The sequence below is a fragment of the Stenotrophomonas maltophilia group sp. msm1 genome, assembly GCF_032025805.1.
In the GTDB taxonomy this organism is placed as follows: Bacteria; Pseudomonadota; Gammaproteobacteria; order Xanthomonadales; family Xanthomonadaceae; genus Stenotrophomonas; species Stenotrophomonas hibiscicola.
Genome location: NZ_JAVSKH010000001.1, coordinates 1,457,243 through 1,474,794 on the forward strand (window position 1 = coordinate 1,457,243; position 17,552 = coordinate 1,474,794).

Annotated in this window: 16 protein-coding genes; 8 read left to right on the top strand and 8 right to left on the bottom strand. The window is 67.7% G+C overall.

The features are described 5' to 3' along the window. Positions 1 to 25 precede the first annotated feature (25 nt). From ROV95_RS06430 to ROV95_RS06450, 5 genes are all read right to left on the bottom strand, one after another. Entirely contained in the window at positions 26 to 853 is an 828-nt protein-coding gene (locus ROV95_RS06430) for a class I SAM-dependent methyltransferase (RefSeq protein WP_019661094.1), read from the bottom strand. A 63-nt stretch (positions 854 to 916) separates the two neighbouring features. Continuing rightward, positions 917 to 1,912, bottom strand: coding sequence for a tRNA dihydrouridine synthase DusB (dusB, locus tag ROV95_RS06435; RefSeq protein WP_227844925.1), 996 nt, complete (start codon positions 1,910 to 1,912; stop codon positions 917 to 919). Between the two features lie 147 nt (positions 1,913 to 2,059). Beyond that, positions 2,060 to 2,491, bottom strand: coding sequence for a hypothetical protein (locus ROV95_RS06440; RefSeq protein ID WP_111098003.1), 432 nt, complete (start codon positions 2,489 to 2,491; stop codon positions 2,060 to 2,062). A gap of 149 nt (positions 2,492 to 2,640) precedes the next feature. Continuing rightward, on the bottom strand, positions 2,641 to 3,606 hold the full coding sequence (locus tag ROV95_RS06445; RefSeq protein ID WP_019661097.1) for a ribokinase: 966 nt from the start codon (positions 3,604 to 3,606) through the stop codon (positions 2,641 to 2,643). Between the two features lie 25 nt (positions 3,607 to 3,631). Then, complete coding sequence (locus ROV95_RS06450) at positions 3,632 to 4,930, bottom strand: nucleoside transporter C-terminal domain-containing protein (protein ID WP_019661098.1); 1,299 nt, start codon at positions 4,928 to 4,930, stop codon at positions 3,632 to 3,634. A gap of 193 nt (positions 4,931 to 5,123) precedes the next feature. On the opposite strand from ROV95_RS06450, the gene ROV95_RS06455 reads away from it, so the two are divergent. The 5 genes from ROV95_RS06455 (at position 5,124) to ROV95_RS06475 (ending at position 10,525) form a co-directional block, all read left to right on the top strand. Further along, positions 5,124 to 6,095: an aldo/keto reductase gene (locus ROV95_RS06455; RefSeq protein ID WP_134735121.1), complete on the top strand. Its 972-nt coding sequence runs from the start codon at positions 5,124 to 5,126 to the stop codon at positions 6,093 to 6,095. 235 nt (positions 6,096 to 6,330) lie between these two features. Beyond that, entirely contained in the window at positions 6,331 to 6,525 is a 195-nt protein-coding gene (locus ROV95_RS06460; RefSeq protein WP_005412278.1) for a hemin uptake protein HemP, read from the top strand. A gap of 153 nt (positions 6,526 to 6,678) precedes the next feature. Beyond that, on the top strand, positions 6,679 to 8,922 hold the full coding sequence (locus ROV95_RS06465) for a TonB-dependent hemoglobin/transferrin/lactoferrin family receptor (protein WP_312543570.1): 2,244 nt from the start codon (positions 6,679 to 6,681) through the stop codon (positions 8,920 to 8,922). A 4-nt stretch (positions 8,923 to 8,926) separates the two neighbouring features. Beyond that, positions 8,927 to 9,526, top strand: a complete 600-nt coding sequence (locus ROV95_RS06470; protein ID WP_312543572.1) for a Hemin transport protein — start codon at positions 8,927 to 8,929, stop codon at positions 9,524 to 9,526. Between the two features lie 72 nt (positions 9,527 to 9,598). Continuing rightward, the gene (locus ROV95_RS06475; protein WP_312543574.1) at positions 9,599 to 10,525 is read left to right on the top strand and encodes a DUF6607 family protein; all 927 of its coding nucleotides are present in this window, start codon (positions 9,599 to 9,601) and stop codon (positions 10,523 to 10,525) included. A gap of 107 nt (positions 10,526 to 10,632) precedes the next feature. Here the strand turns inward: ROV95_RS06475 and ROV95_RS06480 are convergent, their stop codons facing one another. Beyond that, positions 10,633 to 13,149: an FtsX-like permease family protein gene (locus tag ROV95_RS06480; protein ID WP_312543575.1), complete on the bottom strand. Its 2,517-nt coding sequence runs from the start codon at positions 13,147 to 13,149 to the stop codon at positions 10,633 to 10,635. Continuing rightward, positions 13,146 to 13,793 carry an ATP-binding cassette domain-containing protein gene (locus ROV95_RS06485; protein ID WP_312543577.1) on the bottom strand — a complete coding sequence of 216 codons (648 nt, stop codon included), beginning with the start codon at positions 13,791 to 13,793 and terminating at the stop codon, positions 13,146 to 13,148. Before ROV95_RS06485 ends, ROV95_RS06480 begins: the two co-directional genes overlap by 4 nt. A gap of 75 nt (positions 13,794 to 13,868) precedes the next feature. Here ROV95_RS06485 and ROV95_RS06490 point away from each other — a divergent pair, with 75 nt between their 5' ends. From ROV95_RS06490 to ROV95_RS06500, 3 genes are all read left to right on the top strand, one after another. Continuing rightward, positions 13,869 to 14,513 carry an arylesterase gene (locus tag ROV95_RS06490; protein ID WP_312543578.1) on the top strand — a complete coding sequence of 215 codons (645 nt, stop codon included), beginning with the start codon at positions 13,869 to 13,871 and terminating at the stop codon, positions 14,511 to 14,513. Between the two features lie 87 nt (positions 14,514 to 14,600). Beyond that, on the top strand, positions 14,601 to 15,314 hold the full coding sequence (locus ROV95_RS06495) for a response regulator transcription factor (protein WP_002811889.1): 714 nt from the start codon (positions 14,601 to 14,603) through the stop codon (positions 15,312 to 15,314). A 153-nt stretch (positions 15,315 to 15,467) separates the two neighbouring features. After that, the gene (locus ROV95_RS06500) at positions 15,468 to 16,739 is read left to right on the top strand and encodes a HAMP domain-containing sensor histidine kinase (RefSeq protein ID WP_019661107.1); all 1,272 of its coding nucleotides are present in this window, start codon (positions 15,468 to 15,470) and stop codon (positions 16,737 to 16,739) included. A 93-nt stretch (positions 16,740 to 16,832) separates the two neighbouring features. On the opposite strand, the gene ROV95_RS06505 is transcribed toward ROV95_RS06500, so the two are convergent. Continuing rightward, positions 16,833 to 17,534, bottom strand: coding sequence for an SGNH/GDSL hydrolase family protein (locus ROV95_RS06505; protein ID WP_019661108.1), 702 nt, complete (start codon positions 17,532 to 17,534; stop codon positions 16,833 to 16,835). Between the last annotated feature and the right edge of the window lie 18 nt (positions 17,535 to 17,552).

Genomic DNA, 17,552 nt, shown 5'->3' on the forward strand with positions numbered 1-17,552 from the left:
GCGGGAGCATTGGTGCCGCGTCGGCTCAATACACCGTGGCGCGGCCCTGCACGAACGAATAGAAGAACACCGCATTCGGGTCGTTCTGCACCAGGCGGAACTCGCGGCGCATGCCTTCCACGGTTTCCTCGTCTACCGAGCCGGCCTGCAGCAGCTGGTCGGCCGCCGACAGCAGCAGCTGCTCCCAGAACGCGATCATCGTCTTGCGGCGCGCCGGTTCACGGTTGTCCAGGTGGATGGTCTTGATCTCGGTGTGCACGTCGCGGAAGCCGCCGGCCAGCAGCAGGTTGCCCAGCTTGGCGCCGACGAACGGGTCGCCACCATGGTCGTACTGGAAATCGTTGAACGCCATCCAGTAGCGCCAGATGTGCGGCGAATACGGATCGAGCAGGAAAGAGGCGTTCATCACCTCGGTGATGTACACCGGCGAACCCGGTGCCAGCACGCGGCGCACTTCGCTGAGTACGCGCGCCGGTGACGGCACGTGTTCCAGCACCCAGCACAGGAACGCGGAGTCGAAGCTGCGGGCCTCGAACGGCAGCTCGCCGGCATCGGCCTGCTGCAGGGTGTAGCGGTCGCTGCACCATGGCGTACGCGCCAGGTTTTCGCGTGCGGTAGCCAGCTGCGCTTCGCTCAGGTCCACGCCGGTCACGTGCAGCTCGGGAAAGCGGCGCAGCAGGATCTCGGTCTGTGCACCAACGCCACTGCCGACTTCCAGCAGGCGCCGCGCGCCGCTGTAGTCGATCTGGCCGAAGATGCTCGATTCCAGCAGCCGGGCCTGGGTCATGAGGCGCTGCTGCTCGGTGCCGGAAAACCCGTGGAGGTAGGTGGGAGAGGAGATCGGCGGGGTCATGGAGGCGGGCTCTCGGAGTTCAATTCGGTTGAGCAGGCTCGACGTTGCGACGCGGCAGGGCGGTCAGGCGGCCGAAGGCAGCGCCGGTTCCCCGGCGATCAGGCGGTCGAAGTACTCGGTGGTCAGCGCGATCTGGCTCTGTGGGTCTTCGGCACGGTTGACCACGGCGCGGAAGGCGGCGTTCTCCGGCCGGTCCTTGGCATACCAGCCCAAGTGCTTGCGCGCGATGCGCACGCCCTGCGGCTCGCCATAGAACGCATGCAGCGCATGCAGGTGGCCGAGCAGGATGTCGCGCACTTCCGCCAACGACGGCGGTGGCAGTTCCTCGCCGGTGGCCAGATAGTGCGCCACTTCGCGGAAGATCCACGGCCGGCCCTGTGCGGAGCGGCCGATCATCACCGCGTCCACGCCGGTTTCCTTCAGCACGTAGGCCGCCTTCTGCGGCGAATCGATATCGCCGTTGGCGATCACCGGAATGCGCAGTGCGGCCTTGATCTCGCCGATGGTGGCGTACTCGGCCTGGCCGGTGTAGTGCTGGTCGCGGGTGCGGCCGTGCACGGCCAGTGCAGCGATACCGCTGTCCTCGGCGATGCGCGCGATCAGCGGGCCATTGCGGTGGTCACAGTCCCAACCGGTGCGGATCTTCAGCGTGACCGGCACGTCCACCGCGTTGACCACGGCTTCGAGGATCCGCGCCACCAACTGCTCGTCGCGCATCAGCGCCGAGCCGGCCCAGGCGTTGCACACCTTCTTGGCCGGGCAGCCCATGTTGATGTCGATGATCTGCGCGCCGTGGTCGACGTTGTAGCGCGCGGCCTCGGCCAGCTGCTGCGGCTCGGTCCCGGCGATCTGCACGCTGATCGGTGCCGGTTCGCCGTCATGGTCCATGCGGTGGATCGACTTGCGCGTGGTCCAGAAGCGCGGGTCGCTGATGGTCATTTCCGAGGCGGCCAGGCCCGCGCCCAGCCGTTTGCACAGCAGGCGGAAGGGTTTGTCGGTGACGCCGGCCATGGGCGCCAGCACGACGTTCGGAGCAATGGTGTACGGGCCGATCTGCATGCGCCCATTGTAGGGCGCCGACAGCGACGCGGCCGTATCGGCTGCGCCCCGGTTCAGGCCGATCGGCACCGACCTCATGCCGTACCGGCATCAGCAGATGCTTGACGGTTGCTTCCGCCGCCCCCAAGGGCGGGCGAAGGTGGGCGGCTACCCCAGGCGCTGCCAGGCCTGGCGGGTACCCAGTGCGAAGGCCAGCCCCAGGCTGAGGCAGACCAGTGAACTGACCATCCAGAAGCGCCGGCCGTTGTGGCCGGGCCGCAGCAGCGCCAGCCCGAAGCCCATCGCGGCGCGCAGCAGCAACAGCAGGGCGATGCCCGACAGGACCAGACGACTGGCCGGCAGTGGCGAATGCCAGCCCGCAGCGGCCAGTGCGTACAGCGTCCAGGCCACCAGCACGGCCGTGATGCCGGCGGTCATCAGCGGTGGCCACCAATGCCCGGCCTGTGCCAGCCGGACCACGCGCTGGCCGGCACCGAAGTACCTGTACCACGCGGCGCCGAAGGCGATGCAGCCGATATGCAGCAGCGCCGCAGCGGCACTGCCTGCGGCCGCGACCAGCAACCAGGGGAATCCGTCCATGTCCTGCCCGTGCAAGGAAGCTGCGCGGATCGTGAGCGAGGGGCAGGATGTGGGCAATGCGACAGGCGGTCGCAGGGGCTGGGCAATGGGCGAAAGAAAGGCCCAGGTGCCTGTGCACCCGGGCCTTGTCATCCACGCGTGGCGTGGAATTACTTGGCTTCGGCGTCGGCCGGGGTGAAGCGCGGCATCGCCGCTGCAGCGCCTTCCTTCTCGGTCGAGCGACCGGCGAACTGGTTGGCAAAGCGCACGTGGCGGGCGAACGGTGCATCGGCCACCTGTGCCAGCGACGCAGCCAGCGCACCGTTGAAGGCATCACCGGCACCGGTGGTGTCGATGGCCTGCACCTGTTCGGCACCGACGCGGTAGTACGGCTGGGTATCGCCGCGCAGGTTCTCGTCGGCGTGAGAGACGAACACGCCCACCGAACCCAGGGTCACCACCACCGTGCCGTTGCCGACCAGCTTGCGGCACAGCGCATGCAGGCTGGCGCCATCCAGCGCCGCGACGTCGTTGGCATCCACGCGCTCGCCGACATGGCGGCCGAGCAGGGCGGCGAACTCGGTCTCGTTCGGGGTGATCACATCGGCCAGCTTGAGCAGGCCGATGGTCGAGGGCGCATCGGCCGGCGCGGTGTTGAGCACGGTGGTGACACCGGCCTCGCGGGCCGTGGCCAGCGCCGCTTCGATGGTCTGCACCGGCGATTCCAGCTGCACCAGCACCACCTTGGCACCGGCCAGCAGGGCCTGCTGCTGTTGCAGGAAATCGGTACCCAGCGCGGCATTGGCGCCGGGGCCGATCACGATGGTGTTGCGGCCACGGGCATCGACGTAGATGCCGGCGGTGCCGGTCGGCTCGCTGCTGGCCTCGGCGATCAGCGCGAAGCCATCGTGCGCAGCCAGTTCGCGCGCAGTGGCGCCACCGGCGTCATCGCCCAACGCACACACGAAGTGGGTGTCCGCACCAGCGCGGCAGGCCGCCACGGCCTGGTTGAAGCCCTTGCCACCGGGGCCGGTGCTGTAGCGGCCGGCAATGGTCGCACCCGGTGCCGGCAGCGTTTCGCACCGCCACACGTGATCGACATTGAAGGAACCGACGACAACGACACTGCTGCTCATAGGAAATCTTTTCTCAACCAGGGGTTCAACTGAAGTGCGTCAGCACGCCGGCGATGGTCGCCGTCATGAAGGTGGCAATGGTACCGCCCAGCACCGCGCGCAGGCCGAACTTGGCCAGGTCGTGGCGGCGCTCCGGCGCCAGGCCACCGATACCGCCGATCTGGATCGCGATCGAGCTGAAGTTGGCGAAGCCGCACAGCGCGTAAGTGGCAATCAGGCGGCCTTCGGCGGACAGGCTCACGCCCGGGATCTGGCCGTTCACGATCTGCGACAGTTCGGTGTAGGCGACGAACTCGTTGATCACGACCTTCTGGCCGATCAGCGAGCCGACGGTGGTGGCGTCGGCCCACGGCGTGCCGATCACCCAGGCGATCGGGGCCAGCAGATAGCCGAAGATGGTCGACAGGTTGGTCGGCTTGCCGATGGCAGCGGCCAGGCCGGTCACTTCGCCCACCCAGGTCAGCGGCGCGTTCAGCAGCGCGATAAGGGCGATGAAGGCCAGCAGCATCGCGCCGATGTTCAGTGCCAGCTTCAGGCCGTCACCGGCGCCGGCAGCGGCGGCATCGATGATGTTGCTGGAGGTCTTTTCGACTTCCATCTTCACCGTGCCGCGGGTCAGCGGGGTGCCGGTTTCCGGAATCAGCAGCTTGGCCACGACCAGGGTGGCCGGGGCCGCCATGATGCTGGCCGCCAGCAGGTGCTTGGCGTAGAAAGCCTGCTGCGCCGGATCGCCGCCGCCCAGCATGCCCACGTAGGCCGCCAGCACGCCGCCGGCGATATGCGCCATGCCGCCGATCATCATGGTCAGCAGTTCGGACTGGGTCATCCTGGCGATGTACGGGCGAACGGTCAGCGGCGCCTCGGTCTGGCCGATGAAGACGCTGGCGCAGACGCTGGTGGTTTCCGCGCCGGACACGCGCATCACCTTGGTGATCGACCAGGCCATCACGCGCACGATCGCCTGCATGACGTTGAGGTGGTACATCACCCCCATCAGCGCCGAGAAGAAGATGATGGTCGGCAGCACCTGGAAGGCGAAGATGAAGCCGTAGTTCTTGGTGTCCATCAACGAGCCGAAGATGAAGCCCGAGCCCTCGTTGACGAAGCTGAGGATCTTGACGAAGCCCTTGCCCAGCGCATCGAACACGTCGCGCCCGCCCGGCACCAGGATCACCAGCGCCGCAAAGGCGATCTGCAGGGTGATACCGGTGGCAACCAGCTTCCAGTCAACTGCACGCTTGTTGTTGGAAAACAACCAGGTGATGCCGATCAGCACCGCCAACCCGAACAGGCCGAAGCCGATCCTGCCCAAACCTTCGACCATGTGAGTGACTCCCCTGGGGCGTCGCGAAAAACGGGAAGCCTAGTGCAGGGCAGGGGCCGGGGCAAGAAAAAGCAGCGTGCGCGCACCCAACGGTACCGATCGGGCCAGCAACGGCAAGGGCTTGCGGCCGGCGGCGGCAGGTAGAATGGAGTTCGATCCCGGCCCGGATGCGGGCCCGCAGCAGGAGATTCGCATGCAATACCGTCGCTTGGGCTCCACCGGCCTGCCGATTTCCGCCCTGTCCTTCGGCGCCTGGGTGACCTTCGGTGACCAGATCCCGCGCGACGAGGCCCGCAACCTGGTGGCGGCCGCCTGGGATCATGGCGTCAACTTCTTCGACAATGCCGAGGGCTATGCCAACGGCCGCGCCGAACAGGTGATGGGCGATGTGATCGCCGACCTGCGCCTGCCGCGCGACGGTTTCTGCGTCTCCAGCAAGGTGTTCTTCGGCAGCGCCAAGGACCCGCGGCCGACCCAGCGCGGCCTGTCGCGCAAGCATGTGACCGATGCCTGCCACGCCGCGCTCAAGCGCCTGCGGGTGGATTACCTGGACCTCTATTACTGCCACCGCCCGGATCCGGACGCACCGGTCGCCGAGACCGTGCATGCCATGGACACCCTGGTGCGGCAGGGCAAGATCCTCTACTGGGGGACCTCGGAGTGGTCGGCCGTGCAGATCCAGCAGGCGCTGGACATCGCGCAGGCGCGCAACCTGCAGGGCCCGTCGATGGAGCAGCCGCAGTACAACCTGCTGCACCGCGAGCGCGTGGAGGTCGAGTACGCGCCGCTGTATGCCGGCGCCGGACTGGGCACCACCATCTTCTCGCCGCTGGCCTCGGGCCTGCTCACCGGCAAGTACGACCAGGGCATTCCGGCCGATGCGCGGCTGGGCCGGGAAGGCATGCAGTGGTTGCAGGACCTGGTGCTGGGTGCCGACGCCGAAGCCCGCCTGGCCCAGGTGCGCCGCTTCAGCGAGGTGGCGCGTGCGCTGGGGCAGGCGCCGGCCACGCTGGCCATCGCCTGGTGCCTGCGCAACCCGAACGTCTCCAGCGTGATCCTCGGTGCCAGCCGGGTCAGCCAGCTGCTGCAGAACCTGCAGGCACTGGAAGCGCTGGAGCAGGTCGACGCCGCCGGCTGGGCCGACGTCGAAGCCGCCTTCGCCTGAACTCCGGGGCCGACCGGGCCTGGGCCTCGGTAGAGTCGGCTGTTGGTCGACTGCTGTTGCTCGAAGCAGTCGACCAACACTCGACTCTACACACATGCGTCGCCATTTGATTGATGCGATCTATCGAATCTGAAAATTCGATCATTAATCCAATCAATCAAGTTGAGAATGGTTGTTGATTGTCAACTGAGAATCATTATCATTTAACTCGTCCCTCGCACGAGTCCAGATGCTCATGAATGCTCAACCTGTACTGCTGCGCCCCGAAACGCTGACCCTCCGCGATCGTCCGGTCCGTGTCGTTCCGCCGGAAGAGGTCATCGACAGCGAAGCCCTGCTCAAGGGCCGTCGTGAAATCCTGATCCAGCACGGCGACCGCTTCTATCGCCTGCGGCACACCAGCAACGACAAGCTGATCCTGACCAAGTAATCGCGGTCTGGTCGCCCGCCTCCCTCCCTCCTGCCGGCAGCGCCGACAGGGTGGGCGCCCCGTCCGCTCCCGCTCTCTCCCCCTCGGTCTACCGCGTGCACCTTCCGGGTGCGCCGGTAACCGGGGGTTCCCCTGCCTGACCGAACGAACCCGATGACCCGCCATACCGCCCTTTGCCTTGCTGTCTGGATGGCGCTGCCGCTGTCCGCCCACGCTGCTGCCACTGCTGCCCCCGATGCGCGCGAATTCGATCGGGTGCAGGTCACCGCCACCCGCACCGAGCGGGCGCTGAGTGACGTGGCGGCCACCGTGGATGTCATCGACCGTGAGCAGATGGACCGGCACCTGGTGCAGGACATCAAGGATCTGGTGCGCTACGAGCCGGGCCTGTCGGTCACCCGCAGCGCGACCCGCTTCGGCCTGGATGGTTTCCGCATCCGTGGCCTGGACGGCAACCGCGTGCGCATCCAGACCGACGGCATCGTCATGCCGACCCGGTTCGACATCGGTTCGTTCGCCAGTTCCAACCGCAACTTCACCGACCTCGATACGCTCAAGCGCGTCGAGATCGTGCGTGGACCGGCCAGCCCGCTGTACGGCTCCGATGCACTCGGTGGCGTGGTCGCGTTCGTGACCAAAGACCCGGCCGACTATCTCAAGGACGGCAAGAACAGCTACTTCGGCCTGAAGTTCGGCTACGACGGTGAGTGGAAGGGCCTGCTCGGCGGTGCCACGGCCGCCTTCGGTGGCGACCACTGGAGCGGCCTGGTCAACGTCAATCACCACCAGGGGCAGGAAACGGACAACAAGGGCACGGTTCGCAGCGACAACGACACCCGCACCGCGTCCAATCCGCAGGATCGCGACGGCCGCAGCCTGCTCAGCAAACTGGTCTATGCACCCAGCGAGGACCAGCGCTTCCGCCTGACCGTGGAAGGCAACGAAGACACCACCGATACCAATGTGCTGTCGGCGATCGCCAGCGTTGCACCGCGCCCCGGCGCGATGGCTGCGGCCACTGGCATGAAGTCCCACGACACCCAGAAGCGCAACCGCGTCTCCTTCGCCCACGAGATGGATGCGCTGGACCAGCCGTTCGCCGACAGCCTGCATTGGCAGGTGTACGCGCAGAACAGCGAAACCCGGCAGCAGACCGACGAGACCCGCACCGACGGCACCCGTCGCCACCGCGTGTTCTCCTTCGACCAGCATGCCTATGGCCTGCAGGCGCAGTTCAACAAGGCGTTCGCCACCGGCAGCGTCGAGCACGCATTGACCTACGGTTTCGAAGGCACCCGTACCGAGATCCGCCAGAAGCGCGACGGCTATCAGGTCAGTAAGGCTGGCGTGGTCAGCAACACGGTGCTGCCGGACACCTTCCCGGTGCGTGACTTCCCGATCAGCAAGACTACCGAGCTGGGCCTGTATGCACAGGATGAGATGCGCTTTGCCGATGGCAGGCTGTCGCTGGTGCCGGGCGTGCGCGTGGACCGCTACGAGCTGAAGCCGGAAGTGGACAGCATCTTCGCCGAAGACAACCCGACCACGGCCGTGGCGCAGCTGAAGAAGACCAGCGTGTCGCCGAAGCTGGGCATGGTCTGGCGCTTTACCGACGAATGGTCGCTGTTCGCCGGTTATGCGCGTGGCTTCCGTTCGCCGCCGTACAACGACGTCAACATCGGCCTGACCAACATCGCCTTCCGCTATACCGCCATCGCCAATCCGGACCTGAAGCCGGAAACCAGCGACGGTTACGAACTGGGCCTGCGCTTCATCGCGCCGGCGGCGTACGTCAGCGTCAGCGGCTACTACAACGACTACAAGGATTTCATCCAGTCCAACGTCGATACCGGTCGCAACGCGCAGGGTTTGACCGTGTTCCAGTCGCAGAACATCGCCGACGCGCGCATCTATGGCGCGGAAATGAAGGCCGGCATCGAGTTTGGCGAACTCAGCCCGGCGCTGAAGGGCTGGGCGCTGCGCAGTGCGTTGGCATGGTCGCGTGGTGACAACCGGACCGATGACGAACCGCTGGCCTCGGTCGATCCGTTGCGTGGCACGCTGGGCCTGATGTACGACACCGATACCTGGGGCGTCGAACTGGCCGGTACCTTCGTGCAGCGCAAGAAGCGCCTGCCGCCGCCTGCGGCGCAGACCAATCCGAACGCACCGGCGCCGTTCGTCTACCAGCCGGCCGGCTACGGCGTGCTGGACCTGATGGCGCACTGGAACTTCGCGCCGGGTGCCACCTTCAATGTCGGCGTGTTCAACCTGGCCGACAAGCGCTACATCGAATGGTCGTCGATCACCCCGAGCCTGATCACCGATCGCGCACTGAGCGATCGTTTCAGCAGCCCGGGCCGCACCTTCTCCGCCAGCCTTGCCGTTTCCTGGTGATCTCATGAGCCGAGCCTTGTCCGCACGCAGGAATGACTCCATCGCCGCGCCGAACAGCGCGGCCTGGCCGACCCCGGCACAGCTGGCCACGCTCGGCACCGTGTTGTGCCTGTACCACGCCGACGGCAACGAGCTGGGCGGCTGGCGCCAGGCCGTACGCGTGCACGCCTGCCAGGGCGTGGACAGCGAGGGCCTGCGCGAAAGCCTGTGCTTCCTTGATGGCCGCGGCCGCTGCGTGTGGCGCCTGTACCTGCTGCCGGACAGCGACTTCCTGGCCTGGGACCGGCTGGTAGCCGCGCTGCCGCCGGGGCCGGAACACGACAGCGATGGCAGCGTCGGCGAACGCCTGTGGCGGCGCCTGGCCGGCCATCTCGGTGGCCAGCGCTGGCGCCTGTGCGCGCTGCGCCTGCATGCCGCCGACGACGGGCGCACGCTGGCTGCCAGCCTGTCGACCCTGTCTTCGCTGGGCGCGGCCACCGCGCGCCGCATCGCCCGCCTGGAAAACGCTGAAGGCGAACTGGCGATTGACGACTGCTGCTGTGCCGATGCCGCGCGGCGTCCGGCGCTGCGGGTTCCCGGCGACCTGCCGCTGATCCGCCTGTGACCCTCTCCTGATGGAACGCCCGTTGGCCACGGATGGCCGCTCAATGAATCTGCAACCCCGAAGGAAGACCCGATGAAGCTCCAGACAGCCAGCGCCCTGCTTGTGCTTGCCGCCAGCGGCGTGGCCAGCGCGCAGCCCTCCGATATCGCCCGCGACCACGACAGCATCCTTGCCATGCAGGGTGAGTACACCGTGGACTTCGCGTTCGACGAGACCGTGCTGCTGAAGCCGGGCTACGAGCGTGCACCGGCGATGCGCAGTGGCGGCAGCGAAGTGGTCATCGTGGTCGAGGACACACCGAAGCGCATCGTGCTGCAGCACCTGCTGCTGGACGAGAAGAGCGGTCACATCACCAAGCACTGGCGCCAGGACTGGGTCTACGAAGCGCCGAACCGCTTCGAGTTCAGTGCCGACCAGACCTGGCGGGTGCGCAGCATTCCGGCGGCGACCAACCAGGGCGCCTGGACCCAGTGCGTGTACGAAGTGAGCGATGCGCCGCGCTACTGCGGCACCGGCACCTGGACCTACACCAACAACGTGCCGAGCTGGACCAGCGACCTGAGCTGGCGCCCGCTGCCGCGCCGTGAGTACACCAAGCGCAGCGACTACAACGCGCTGGCCGTGGTCAACCGCCACACGCTCACGCCCAATGGCTGGACCCACGAGCAGTTCAACACCAAGGTGCAGCGCAACGCCGACGGCAACCAGGTGGAGATCGCCCGCGAGTTCGGCTTCAACGACTACGTGAAGACCACCGAGGTCGACTTCACCCCGGCGCGCAATTACTGGAAGGCCACTGCAGGTTACTGGGCCAAGGTGCGCCAGCGCTGGGACGGGTTCCTGAGCCAGGCCCCGGGCGTGCACCTGAAGACCAGGATCGACGGCATGGCGATGATCATTCCGCTGTTCACCCAGGCCGAAGAAATCCAGTCCGGCAAGAAGGTGAAGGACAAGCAGATTGACGACGTGTTCGCCAAGTACGTGGAAAAGGCCCAGTAGAGCCACGCCATGCGTGGATGTGCTTGTTCCTTGAACACTGGCAACGCCGTCATGTGCACTTGGTAGGTGCCGAGCTTGCTCGGCACGCGCCCCGGTCCGGCGCCGCCTCAGGCCTCACGCAGCGCCAATGCCGGCGGCGTATGCAGGATCGCCCGCGTACCCCACCAGCCCGCCAGCAGGCTCAAGCCGATGCCGATTACGCCGCCGACCAGCAGCCCCGGCCACGGCGGCAGCAAGGGCAGTTCGAACACCTTCTGCGAGACCGCCACGCCGATGGCAGCCGCTGCGCCCACCGCCAGCATCGCCGCCAGCGTGCCCAGCGCGCCGAACTCCACCAGCACCGCACCGCGCAGCTGGCGCCGGGTCGCGCCCAGCGTGCGCAGCACCGCGCTGTCGTAACGGCGCTCGCCCGCCGTGGCCTGCAGTGCGGCCAGCAGCACCAGCACGCCGGCCAGCAGGCTGAACACCATCACCAGCTGCACCGCCTGCGCGACCCGCTCCATCACATCGCGCACCTGCGAGATCACCGCGTCCACGTCCAGCAGCGACAGGTTGGGCTGCGCGCGCACCAGCTCGCCCAGCCCAGCCGCGTTGCCGGCCGGCAGATGGAACGCCGACAGCAGGTTGTGCGGGGTGTCGCCCACCGCATTGGGATTCAGCAGCACGAAGAAGTTCGGCCGGAAGGTGTTCCAGTCGGCCTTGCGCACACTGGTGACGGTGAACTCGCGCTCCTGCTCGCCTACTGAAATGGTGATGCGGTCGCCCGGATACACGCCGTAGCGCTTGGCCCAGCCGATTTCAACCGACGCCTCCGCCGCCGTGCTGTCGGGCGTCCAGAAGGTGCCGTTCATCAGCGTGTTGGCCGGCGGGAAGCTGCTGCGCCAGCTGAAGTTCAACGGCCGGTTCTCGTCGTCGTCATCGCGCTGGGCTTCGCCTGACGCCGGCTGCCCGCTCTGGTCCGGCGAGCGATCCACGCGCAGCGGCGGCTTGCCGTTGATCGCGATCAGGCGACCGGTCGCCATCGGTTCGATGCTGGCGTCGTTGGCCCCCAGTCCGCGCAGCGCGGCCAGCACGCTGTCACGCTGTCCGGGCTGGATATTGATCAGGAAGTAGTTCGGCGTATCCGCGGGCAGGCGTTCGCGCCACTGCTGCAGCAGGCCGGGGCCGGTCACCGCCAGCAGCAACAGCGCGCACAGCGACAGCGACAGCCCGACCAGCTGCATCACCGCCAGCATCCGGCGCCGGGTCAGCGCCGCCAGGCCCAGCCGCCAGTGGCCGTGCAGACGGTGCTGCAGGCCGCGCAGCAGCTGCAGCAGCACGAAACCGACCACGCCGGCCGCCACCGCCAACGCGGCCAGGCCGCCCAGCACCCATAGCGCCAGCTTGAGATCACCGGTCACCTGCACCGCCAGCAGCAGGCTGGCCGCCAGCGCTGCTACGTAGGCCAGCAGCGAGGCCGGGGGCAGGGCGGCGAAGGAGCGGTTGAGCACGCGCATCGGCGGCACCCCGCGTAGGCGCAGCAGCGGCGGCAGGCCGAAGCCGAACAGCAGCAACAGGCCGATGCCGGCGCCGGTCAGCGCCGGCATTGCCTCGGGTAGCGGCAAGCGCTGCGGCACCAGGCTGCCCAGTACCTGCACCAGACCTTCCTGCGCAGCCATGCCCAGGCCGATGCCGAGTGCGCAGGCCGGCACTGCCAGCATCAGCAGCTGCAGTGCCAGACCGGACAGAATGTCGCGCTGGCGCGCGCCCAGGCAGCGCAGGATCGCCACCTGGTCGATGCGGCGCAGGGCAAAACGGTTGGCCGCCAGCGCGGTCGCCACGCCGGCAAGCAATACCGCCAGCAGCGCGCTCAGGCCGAGGAAGCGCCCGGCAAGATCAAAGGCCTGGCGCACGCCGCGCTGGGTGTCGTCCACGCTCAGCAGGCGAAGGCCTTTCACCTGTGGCAGCAGCCACTGGCGCAACGCGGCAACCTGGTCGGCGGAGCCGGCGAACATCAGCCGGTAGTTGATGCGGCTGCCGGGGCCAAGCAGGCCTGTGCCTTCCACATCGGCGCGGTTGACCAGCAGGGTGGGGGAGAGCGTCAGCAGGTCGCCACCGGTATCCGGTTCGGCCTCGATGATGCCGGCGATGCGCAGCGTGCCGGCGCCGAATTCGAGGTCATCGCCGGCTTTCAGCCCCAGTCCCTGCAACAGGCGCGGGTCGGCATAGGCCTGGCCCTTGGGCGGCATGCCGGCATCGGCGATCAGGGCGCCGCCGGGTGTGGCCCGCACCCGCAGCGTGCCACGCAGCGGATAGCCCGCCTGCACCGCCTTGATGCTGGCCATCTGGCTGGCATCACCGTTGAACAGCACGCTGCCGAAGCTGGCGATGCGGGTGTAGGCCAGTCCACGCCGCTGTGCCTCGTCGGCGAACGCCTGCGGCGGGTCATCGCGCCCGACGATGCCAAGGTCGCCGCCGAGCATTTCCGCAGCGCTGCCGGTCAGCGCCAGGTTGACCCGGTTGACCAGCGTGCCCACCGCGGTCATCACCGCCACGCCCAGCACCAGTGCGGCGAACACGGTCAGCAGGTCACCGGCCAGGGCCTCGCGACGCAGCGCGCGCCACGCGTGCCGCAGCAGGTTCATGCCTGCGCCCCATGCTCGACCGGCAGCAGCCGGCCCTCGTCGATGCGATGGATGTACTGGCAGCGCTGGGCCAGGCGCAGGTCGTGGGTGACCAGCACCAGGGTGGTGCCGCTGCCGGCGTTGAGTTCGAACAGCAGGTCGCTGATGTGCTGGCCGGTGGCGTGGTCCAGCGAGCCGGTCGGTTCGTCGGCGAACAGGATGCGTGGGCGGGTGACGAACGCACGCGCCAATGCCACGCGCTGCTGCTCGCCGCCCGACAACTGGCGCGGATAGTGGCGGGCGCGATGGGCCAGCCCGACCTGGGCCAGCACTTCATCGACCCGCGCCCGGTCTTCGCGCCCGGCCAGTTCCAGTGGCAACGCGACGTTTTCGGCGGCGGTCAGCGCCGGTAGCAGGTGGAAGCTCTGGAACACGAAGCCAACCTCACGCGCGCGCAGCTGGGCCCGCGCTTCTTCATCGAGGTCGCCCAGGTCCTGGCCCGACAGTGCAATGCGGCCGTGGCTGGGCAGGTCCAGCCCGGCCAGCAGGCCGAGCAGGGTGGTCTTGCCCGAACCGGAGGCGCCGACGATGGCCGCGCTGGTGCCTTCATGGACGGTCAGGGTGATGTTGTCCAGTATGTGGACTTCACCCTCCGGGCCCTGCACGGATTTGCCGACCTGGTCGACGGCGATGGCGACGGGCGCGCTGCGGGGGGACAGGCTGTCGATGAGGAGACTCCAATGCGCAAGACGGGATGGAGCCGGCGAGCCGGCGCGATGGTGGTGCTGCTGCTAGGGTTCCTGCTGTTGCCGGGGCTGGCCTGTGCCAAAGGTCCGGCCCGCACCGTGCTGGTGCTCGGCGACAGCCTCAGTGCCGCCCACAATATCCCTGCCGACGCCGGCTGGGTCAGCCTGCTGCAACAGCGGGTCAGGCAGCAGTCGAAAACCCCGGCGCGCATCGTCAACGCCAGCATGAGCGGCGAGACCACCGCCGGCGCGCTGACCCGCCTGCCGGGCCTGCTGGCGAAGGAAAAGCCGACGGTGGTGGTGATCGCGCTGGGCGGCAATGACGCATTGCGTGGGCTGACCCCGGCGCAGGTGCAGGGCAACCTGGAAAAGATGGTGCACGCCAGCCAGAAGGCCGGCGCGAAGGTATTGCTGCTGGGCATCGACGTACCGCCCAACTACGGGCCGGCCTATCGCCAGCGCCTGGCTGCGGCCTACAAGGCGCTGGCCACGCAGTACGAGGTGCCGCTCCTACCCTTCCTGCTGGAAGGCGTGGCCCTGCAGCCGGGCATGATGCAGGCCGACGGCCTGCACCCGACCGCAGAGGCGCAGCCGAAGCTGCTGGACAACGTCTGGCCGCTGCTCAGGCCGCTCCTCTGAACCGTTTGTGTACCTCTTGACGGAACTTCACATCGCGTCCACCGTCGATCCGGCATGTTTCACAAAGCTGAAGTTAGAGGGAATCACATGCGTCAGACGAAGGAGACCTCCGGCTTGGTGCTGGTGGTCGAAGACAACCGCAACATCTCCGAGATGATCGGCGAATACCTGGAAGGTCGCGGCTTCGAAGTCGACTATGCACAGGACGGCCTGGATGGCTACCGCCTTGCGGCGGAGAACAGCTATGACGTCGTGGTGCTCGACTTGATGCTGCCGCGCCTGGATGGCATCGAAGTGTGCCGTCGCCTGCGCAACGATGCGCGCAAGTCCACCCCGGTGCTGATGCTCACGGCACGCGACACGCTGGACGACAAGCTCACCGGCCTCGGGTTCGGCGCCGATGACTACCTGACCAAGCCGTTCGCGATCCAGGAGCTGGAAGCCCGCCTGCGCGCGCTGATCCGCCGCGAACGTCGCCAGGTGGGTTCGGAGGTGCTGAAGGTCGCCGACCTGGTGCTCGATCCGGTCAGCATGCGGGCCACCCGTGCCGGTACCGAGCTGCAGCTGTCGCCGATCGGCCTGCGCCTGCTGACCATCCTGATGCGCGAATCGCCGCGCGTGGTCACCCGCCAGGAGATCGAACGCGAGATCTGGGGCAATGGCCTGCCGGACTCGGACACGCTGCGCAGCCATCTGTACAACCTGCGCAAGATCATCGACAAGCCGTTCGACCGTCCGCTGCTGCACACTGTGCAGAGCGCCGGCTACCGCATTGCCGATATCGCACAGCCGATGGCCTGATCGGGGCCGGGCCGGTGCAGCATCAGGCCCGGCCGGGCAACGACCCCGCATCGGGCACGGATGACCGGCCGGCGCTGCCGCCGGTCAGCGTCCGTGCACGACTACGGCGCAGCGCGCTGCCTATAATCGCAGCGCTCTGACCGGGACCCCGCAATGCCGCACGGCCTGCCGCGCAAGATCCGTATCGCCTTCATCCTGCAGGCAGTCCTGGCCAGCCTGGGCATCCTGCTCGGTGCCTGGCTGGTGTCGCTGGTCATCAAGCACAGCCTGGTCGGCGCCGCCCTGCGCGAGGAAGCGGCCTATTACTGGACGCTGCACGAGGCGTCGCCGGTGCAGCCGCCGCCCAACACCCAGAACATCCGCGGCTACCTGCTGGAAAGCGGGCAGTCGGCGCTGTCATTGCCGGCCAACCTGCGCAACCTGGAGCCCGGCTTCCACGAACTGCCTCAGGATGACCAGCTGGTGCTGGTCGATGTGCGCCCCGCCGGTCGCCTGTACCTGGTGTTCCTGCGTTCGCGTGCGGAGATGCTGGCGTTCTGGTTCGGCATCGTGCCGGTGCTGCTGACCCTGTTGGCGGTGTATGGCGCCAGCTGGGTGACCTATCGGGCTTCCAAGCGCCTGGTGTCGCCGGTGAACTGGCTGGCACGGCGCGTCTCGCGCTGGGACCCGGGCCACCCCGAAGCGGCCGATCTGGAGCCGAACAAGCTGCCGGCGGACATGCAGGGCGAGACCCGCCAGCTGGCGGCCGCACTGCATTCGCTGGCCAACCGGGTCAGCGCGCATGTGGCGCGCGAGCGCAATTTCACCCGCGACGCCAGCCATGAACTGCGCACACCGCTGACCGTCATCCGCGTCGCCAGCGACATGGCCCTTGGCGATGAAACCCTGCAGCCGCGCCTGCGCCGCAGCCTGCAGCGCATCCAGCGGGCTGGCCGTGACATGGAGGCGGTGATCGATGCGTTCCTGATCCTGGCCCGCGAGGCCGATGTCGAACCGCAGATCGAGCTGTTCGACGTCAACGACATCGTCCGCTACGAGGTGGACAATGCCAACGAACTGCTGGGGTCTCGCCCGGTGTCGGTGCACCTGCACAGCGACGGCCCGGTGCAGTTGCATGCGCCGCCGCGGGTGCTGCAGGTGGTGATCAGCAACCTGGTGCGCAATGCCTGCAGCTACACCGACGAGGGGCGCATCGACGTGCATGTGCACAACGACCGGGTGGTAGTGCGCGATACCGGTATCGGCATGTCTGCCGACGCCCTGTCGCGGGCCTTCGAACCGTTCTACCGCGCCGAGCCGAGCCGCCCGCAGGGCACCGGCCTGGGCCTGTCGATCGTGCGCCGGCTGTGCGACCGCTTCGGCTGGAAGGTCAGGCTGGCCAGCGAGCCAGGCCAGGGCACGGAGGCCACGGTCATCTTCCGCTGATCCTCCGACCCCATGGCCCGTGATTCAGTAGATCCACGCCATGCGTGGATGGGGTTGCGGTAGCGCCGGGCCATGCCCGGCGTCCGCAGTCCCTCAGTTGCAGTTGACCTTCGGCGCCAGCGCCTTGGTCCAGATCGCATAGCCGGCCGGGGTCATGTGCAGCATGTCCTCGCGGAACAGCGTTGCATCCGGCTGGCCATCGGTGCCCAGCATCGGCGTGTAGATGTCGGTGAAGCCGGTGTTGGGCAGCGTGGCCAGGGCGGCCTTGATCAGCGTATTGGCCTCGTTGATCGCCGGCAGCAGATGCGCACGCGACGGGCTCGGCTTGATCGACAGGTACTCGACCCGGGTCTTCGGCAGGTCGCGATGCACGCGCTGCACGAAGGCAACCACATCGTCGCGCACCTGCACGGCGCTGCGGCCGCTGTTGAGGTCGTTGTCGCCCGCGTAGAAGAACACCTTGCACGGTGCATACGGCACCACGATGCGATCGGCATACCAGGTGCTATCACGCACTTCCGAACCCCCGAAGCCGCGGTTGAACACCGGCTGGCCGGGGAAGTCGGTGGCCAGGCTCTCCCACATGCGGATCGAGGAGCTGCCGATGAACTCGATACCGCCACGCGGCGGCGGGCTGGCCTGGTCGGCGCTGGCGAAGTGGGCCATGTCGCTGGCCCAGGCCACGTTGGAGACCTGTTCGGGTACCCGCGGTGACTTGGCCGGGCCCAGGGCCTGGGCAAGGGGGGCGGCGGTCAGCAGGCCCAGCATCAGCAGGCAGGTACGGCGATGGGACATCAGGCGCTCCGGCAGGGT

Excerpts from the sequence above, each read along its gene's own strand:
- ROV95_RS06455 (WP_134735121.1), top strand. The coding sequence starts at position 5,124 with ATGCAATACCGTCGCTTGGGCTCCACCGGCCTGCCGATTTCCGCCCTG.
- ROV95_RS06465 (WP_312543570.1), top strand. The coding sequence starts at position 6,679 with ATGACCCGCCATACCGCCCTTTGCCTTGCTGTCTGGATGGCGCTGCCG.
- ROV95_RS06430 (WP_019661094.1), bottom strand. The coding sequence starts at position 853 with ATGACCCCGCCGATCTCCTCTCCCACCTACCTCCACGGGTTTTCCGGC.
- ROV95_RS06500 (WP_019661107.1), top strand. The coding sequence starts at position 15,468 with ATGCCGCACGGCCTGCCGCGCAAGATCCGTATCGCCTTCATCCTGCAG.
- ROV95_RS06460 (WP_005412278.1), top strand. The coding sequence starts at position 6,331 with ATGAATGCTCAACCTGTACTGCTGCGCCCCGAAACGCTGACCCTCCGC.
- ROV95_RS06450 (WP_019661098.1), bottom strand. The coding sequence starts at position 4,930 with ATGGTCGAAGGTTTGGGCAGGATCGGCTTCGGCCTGTTCGGGTTGGCG.
- ROV95_RS06475 (WP_312543574.1), top strand. The coding sequence starts at position 9,599 with ATGAAGCTCCAGACAGCCAGCGCCCTGCTTGTGCTTGCCGCCAGCGGC.
- ROV95_RS06470 (WP_312543572.1), top strand. The coding sequence starts at position 8,927 with ATGAGCCGAGCCTTGTCCGCACGCAGGAATGACTCCATCGCCGCGCCG.
- ROV95_RS06440 (WP_111098003.1), bottom strand. The coding sequence starts at position 2,491 with ATGGACGGATTCCCCTGGTTGCTGGTCGCGGCCGCAGGCAGTGCCGCT.
- dusB (WP_227844925.1), bottom strand. The coding sequence starts at position 1,912 with ATGCAGATCGGCCCGTACACCATTGCTCCGAACGTCGTGCTGGCGCCC.
- ROV95_RS06505 (WP_019661108.1), bottom strand. The coding sequence starts at position 17,534 with ATGTCCCATCGCCGTACCTGCCTGCTGATGCTGGGCCTGCTGACCGCC.
- ROV95_RS06490 (WP_312543578.1), top strand. The coding sequence starts at position 13,869 with ATGCGCAAGACGGGATGGAGCCGGCGAGCCGGCGCGATGGTGGTGCTG.
- ROV95_RS06495 (WP_002811889.1), top strand. The coding sequence starts at position 14,601 with ATGCGTCAGACGAAGGAGACCTCCGGCTTGGTGCTGGTGGTCGAAGAC.
- ROV95_RS06445 (WP_019661097.1), bottom strand. The coding sequence starts at position 3,606 with ATGAGCAGCAGTGTCGTTGTCGTCGGTTCCTTCAATGTCGATCACGTG.
- ROV95_RS06480 (WP_312543575.1), bottom strand. The coding sequence starts at position 13,149 with ATGAACCTGCTGCGGCACGCGTGGCGCGCGCTGCGTCGCGAGGCCCTG.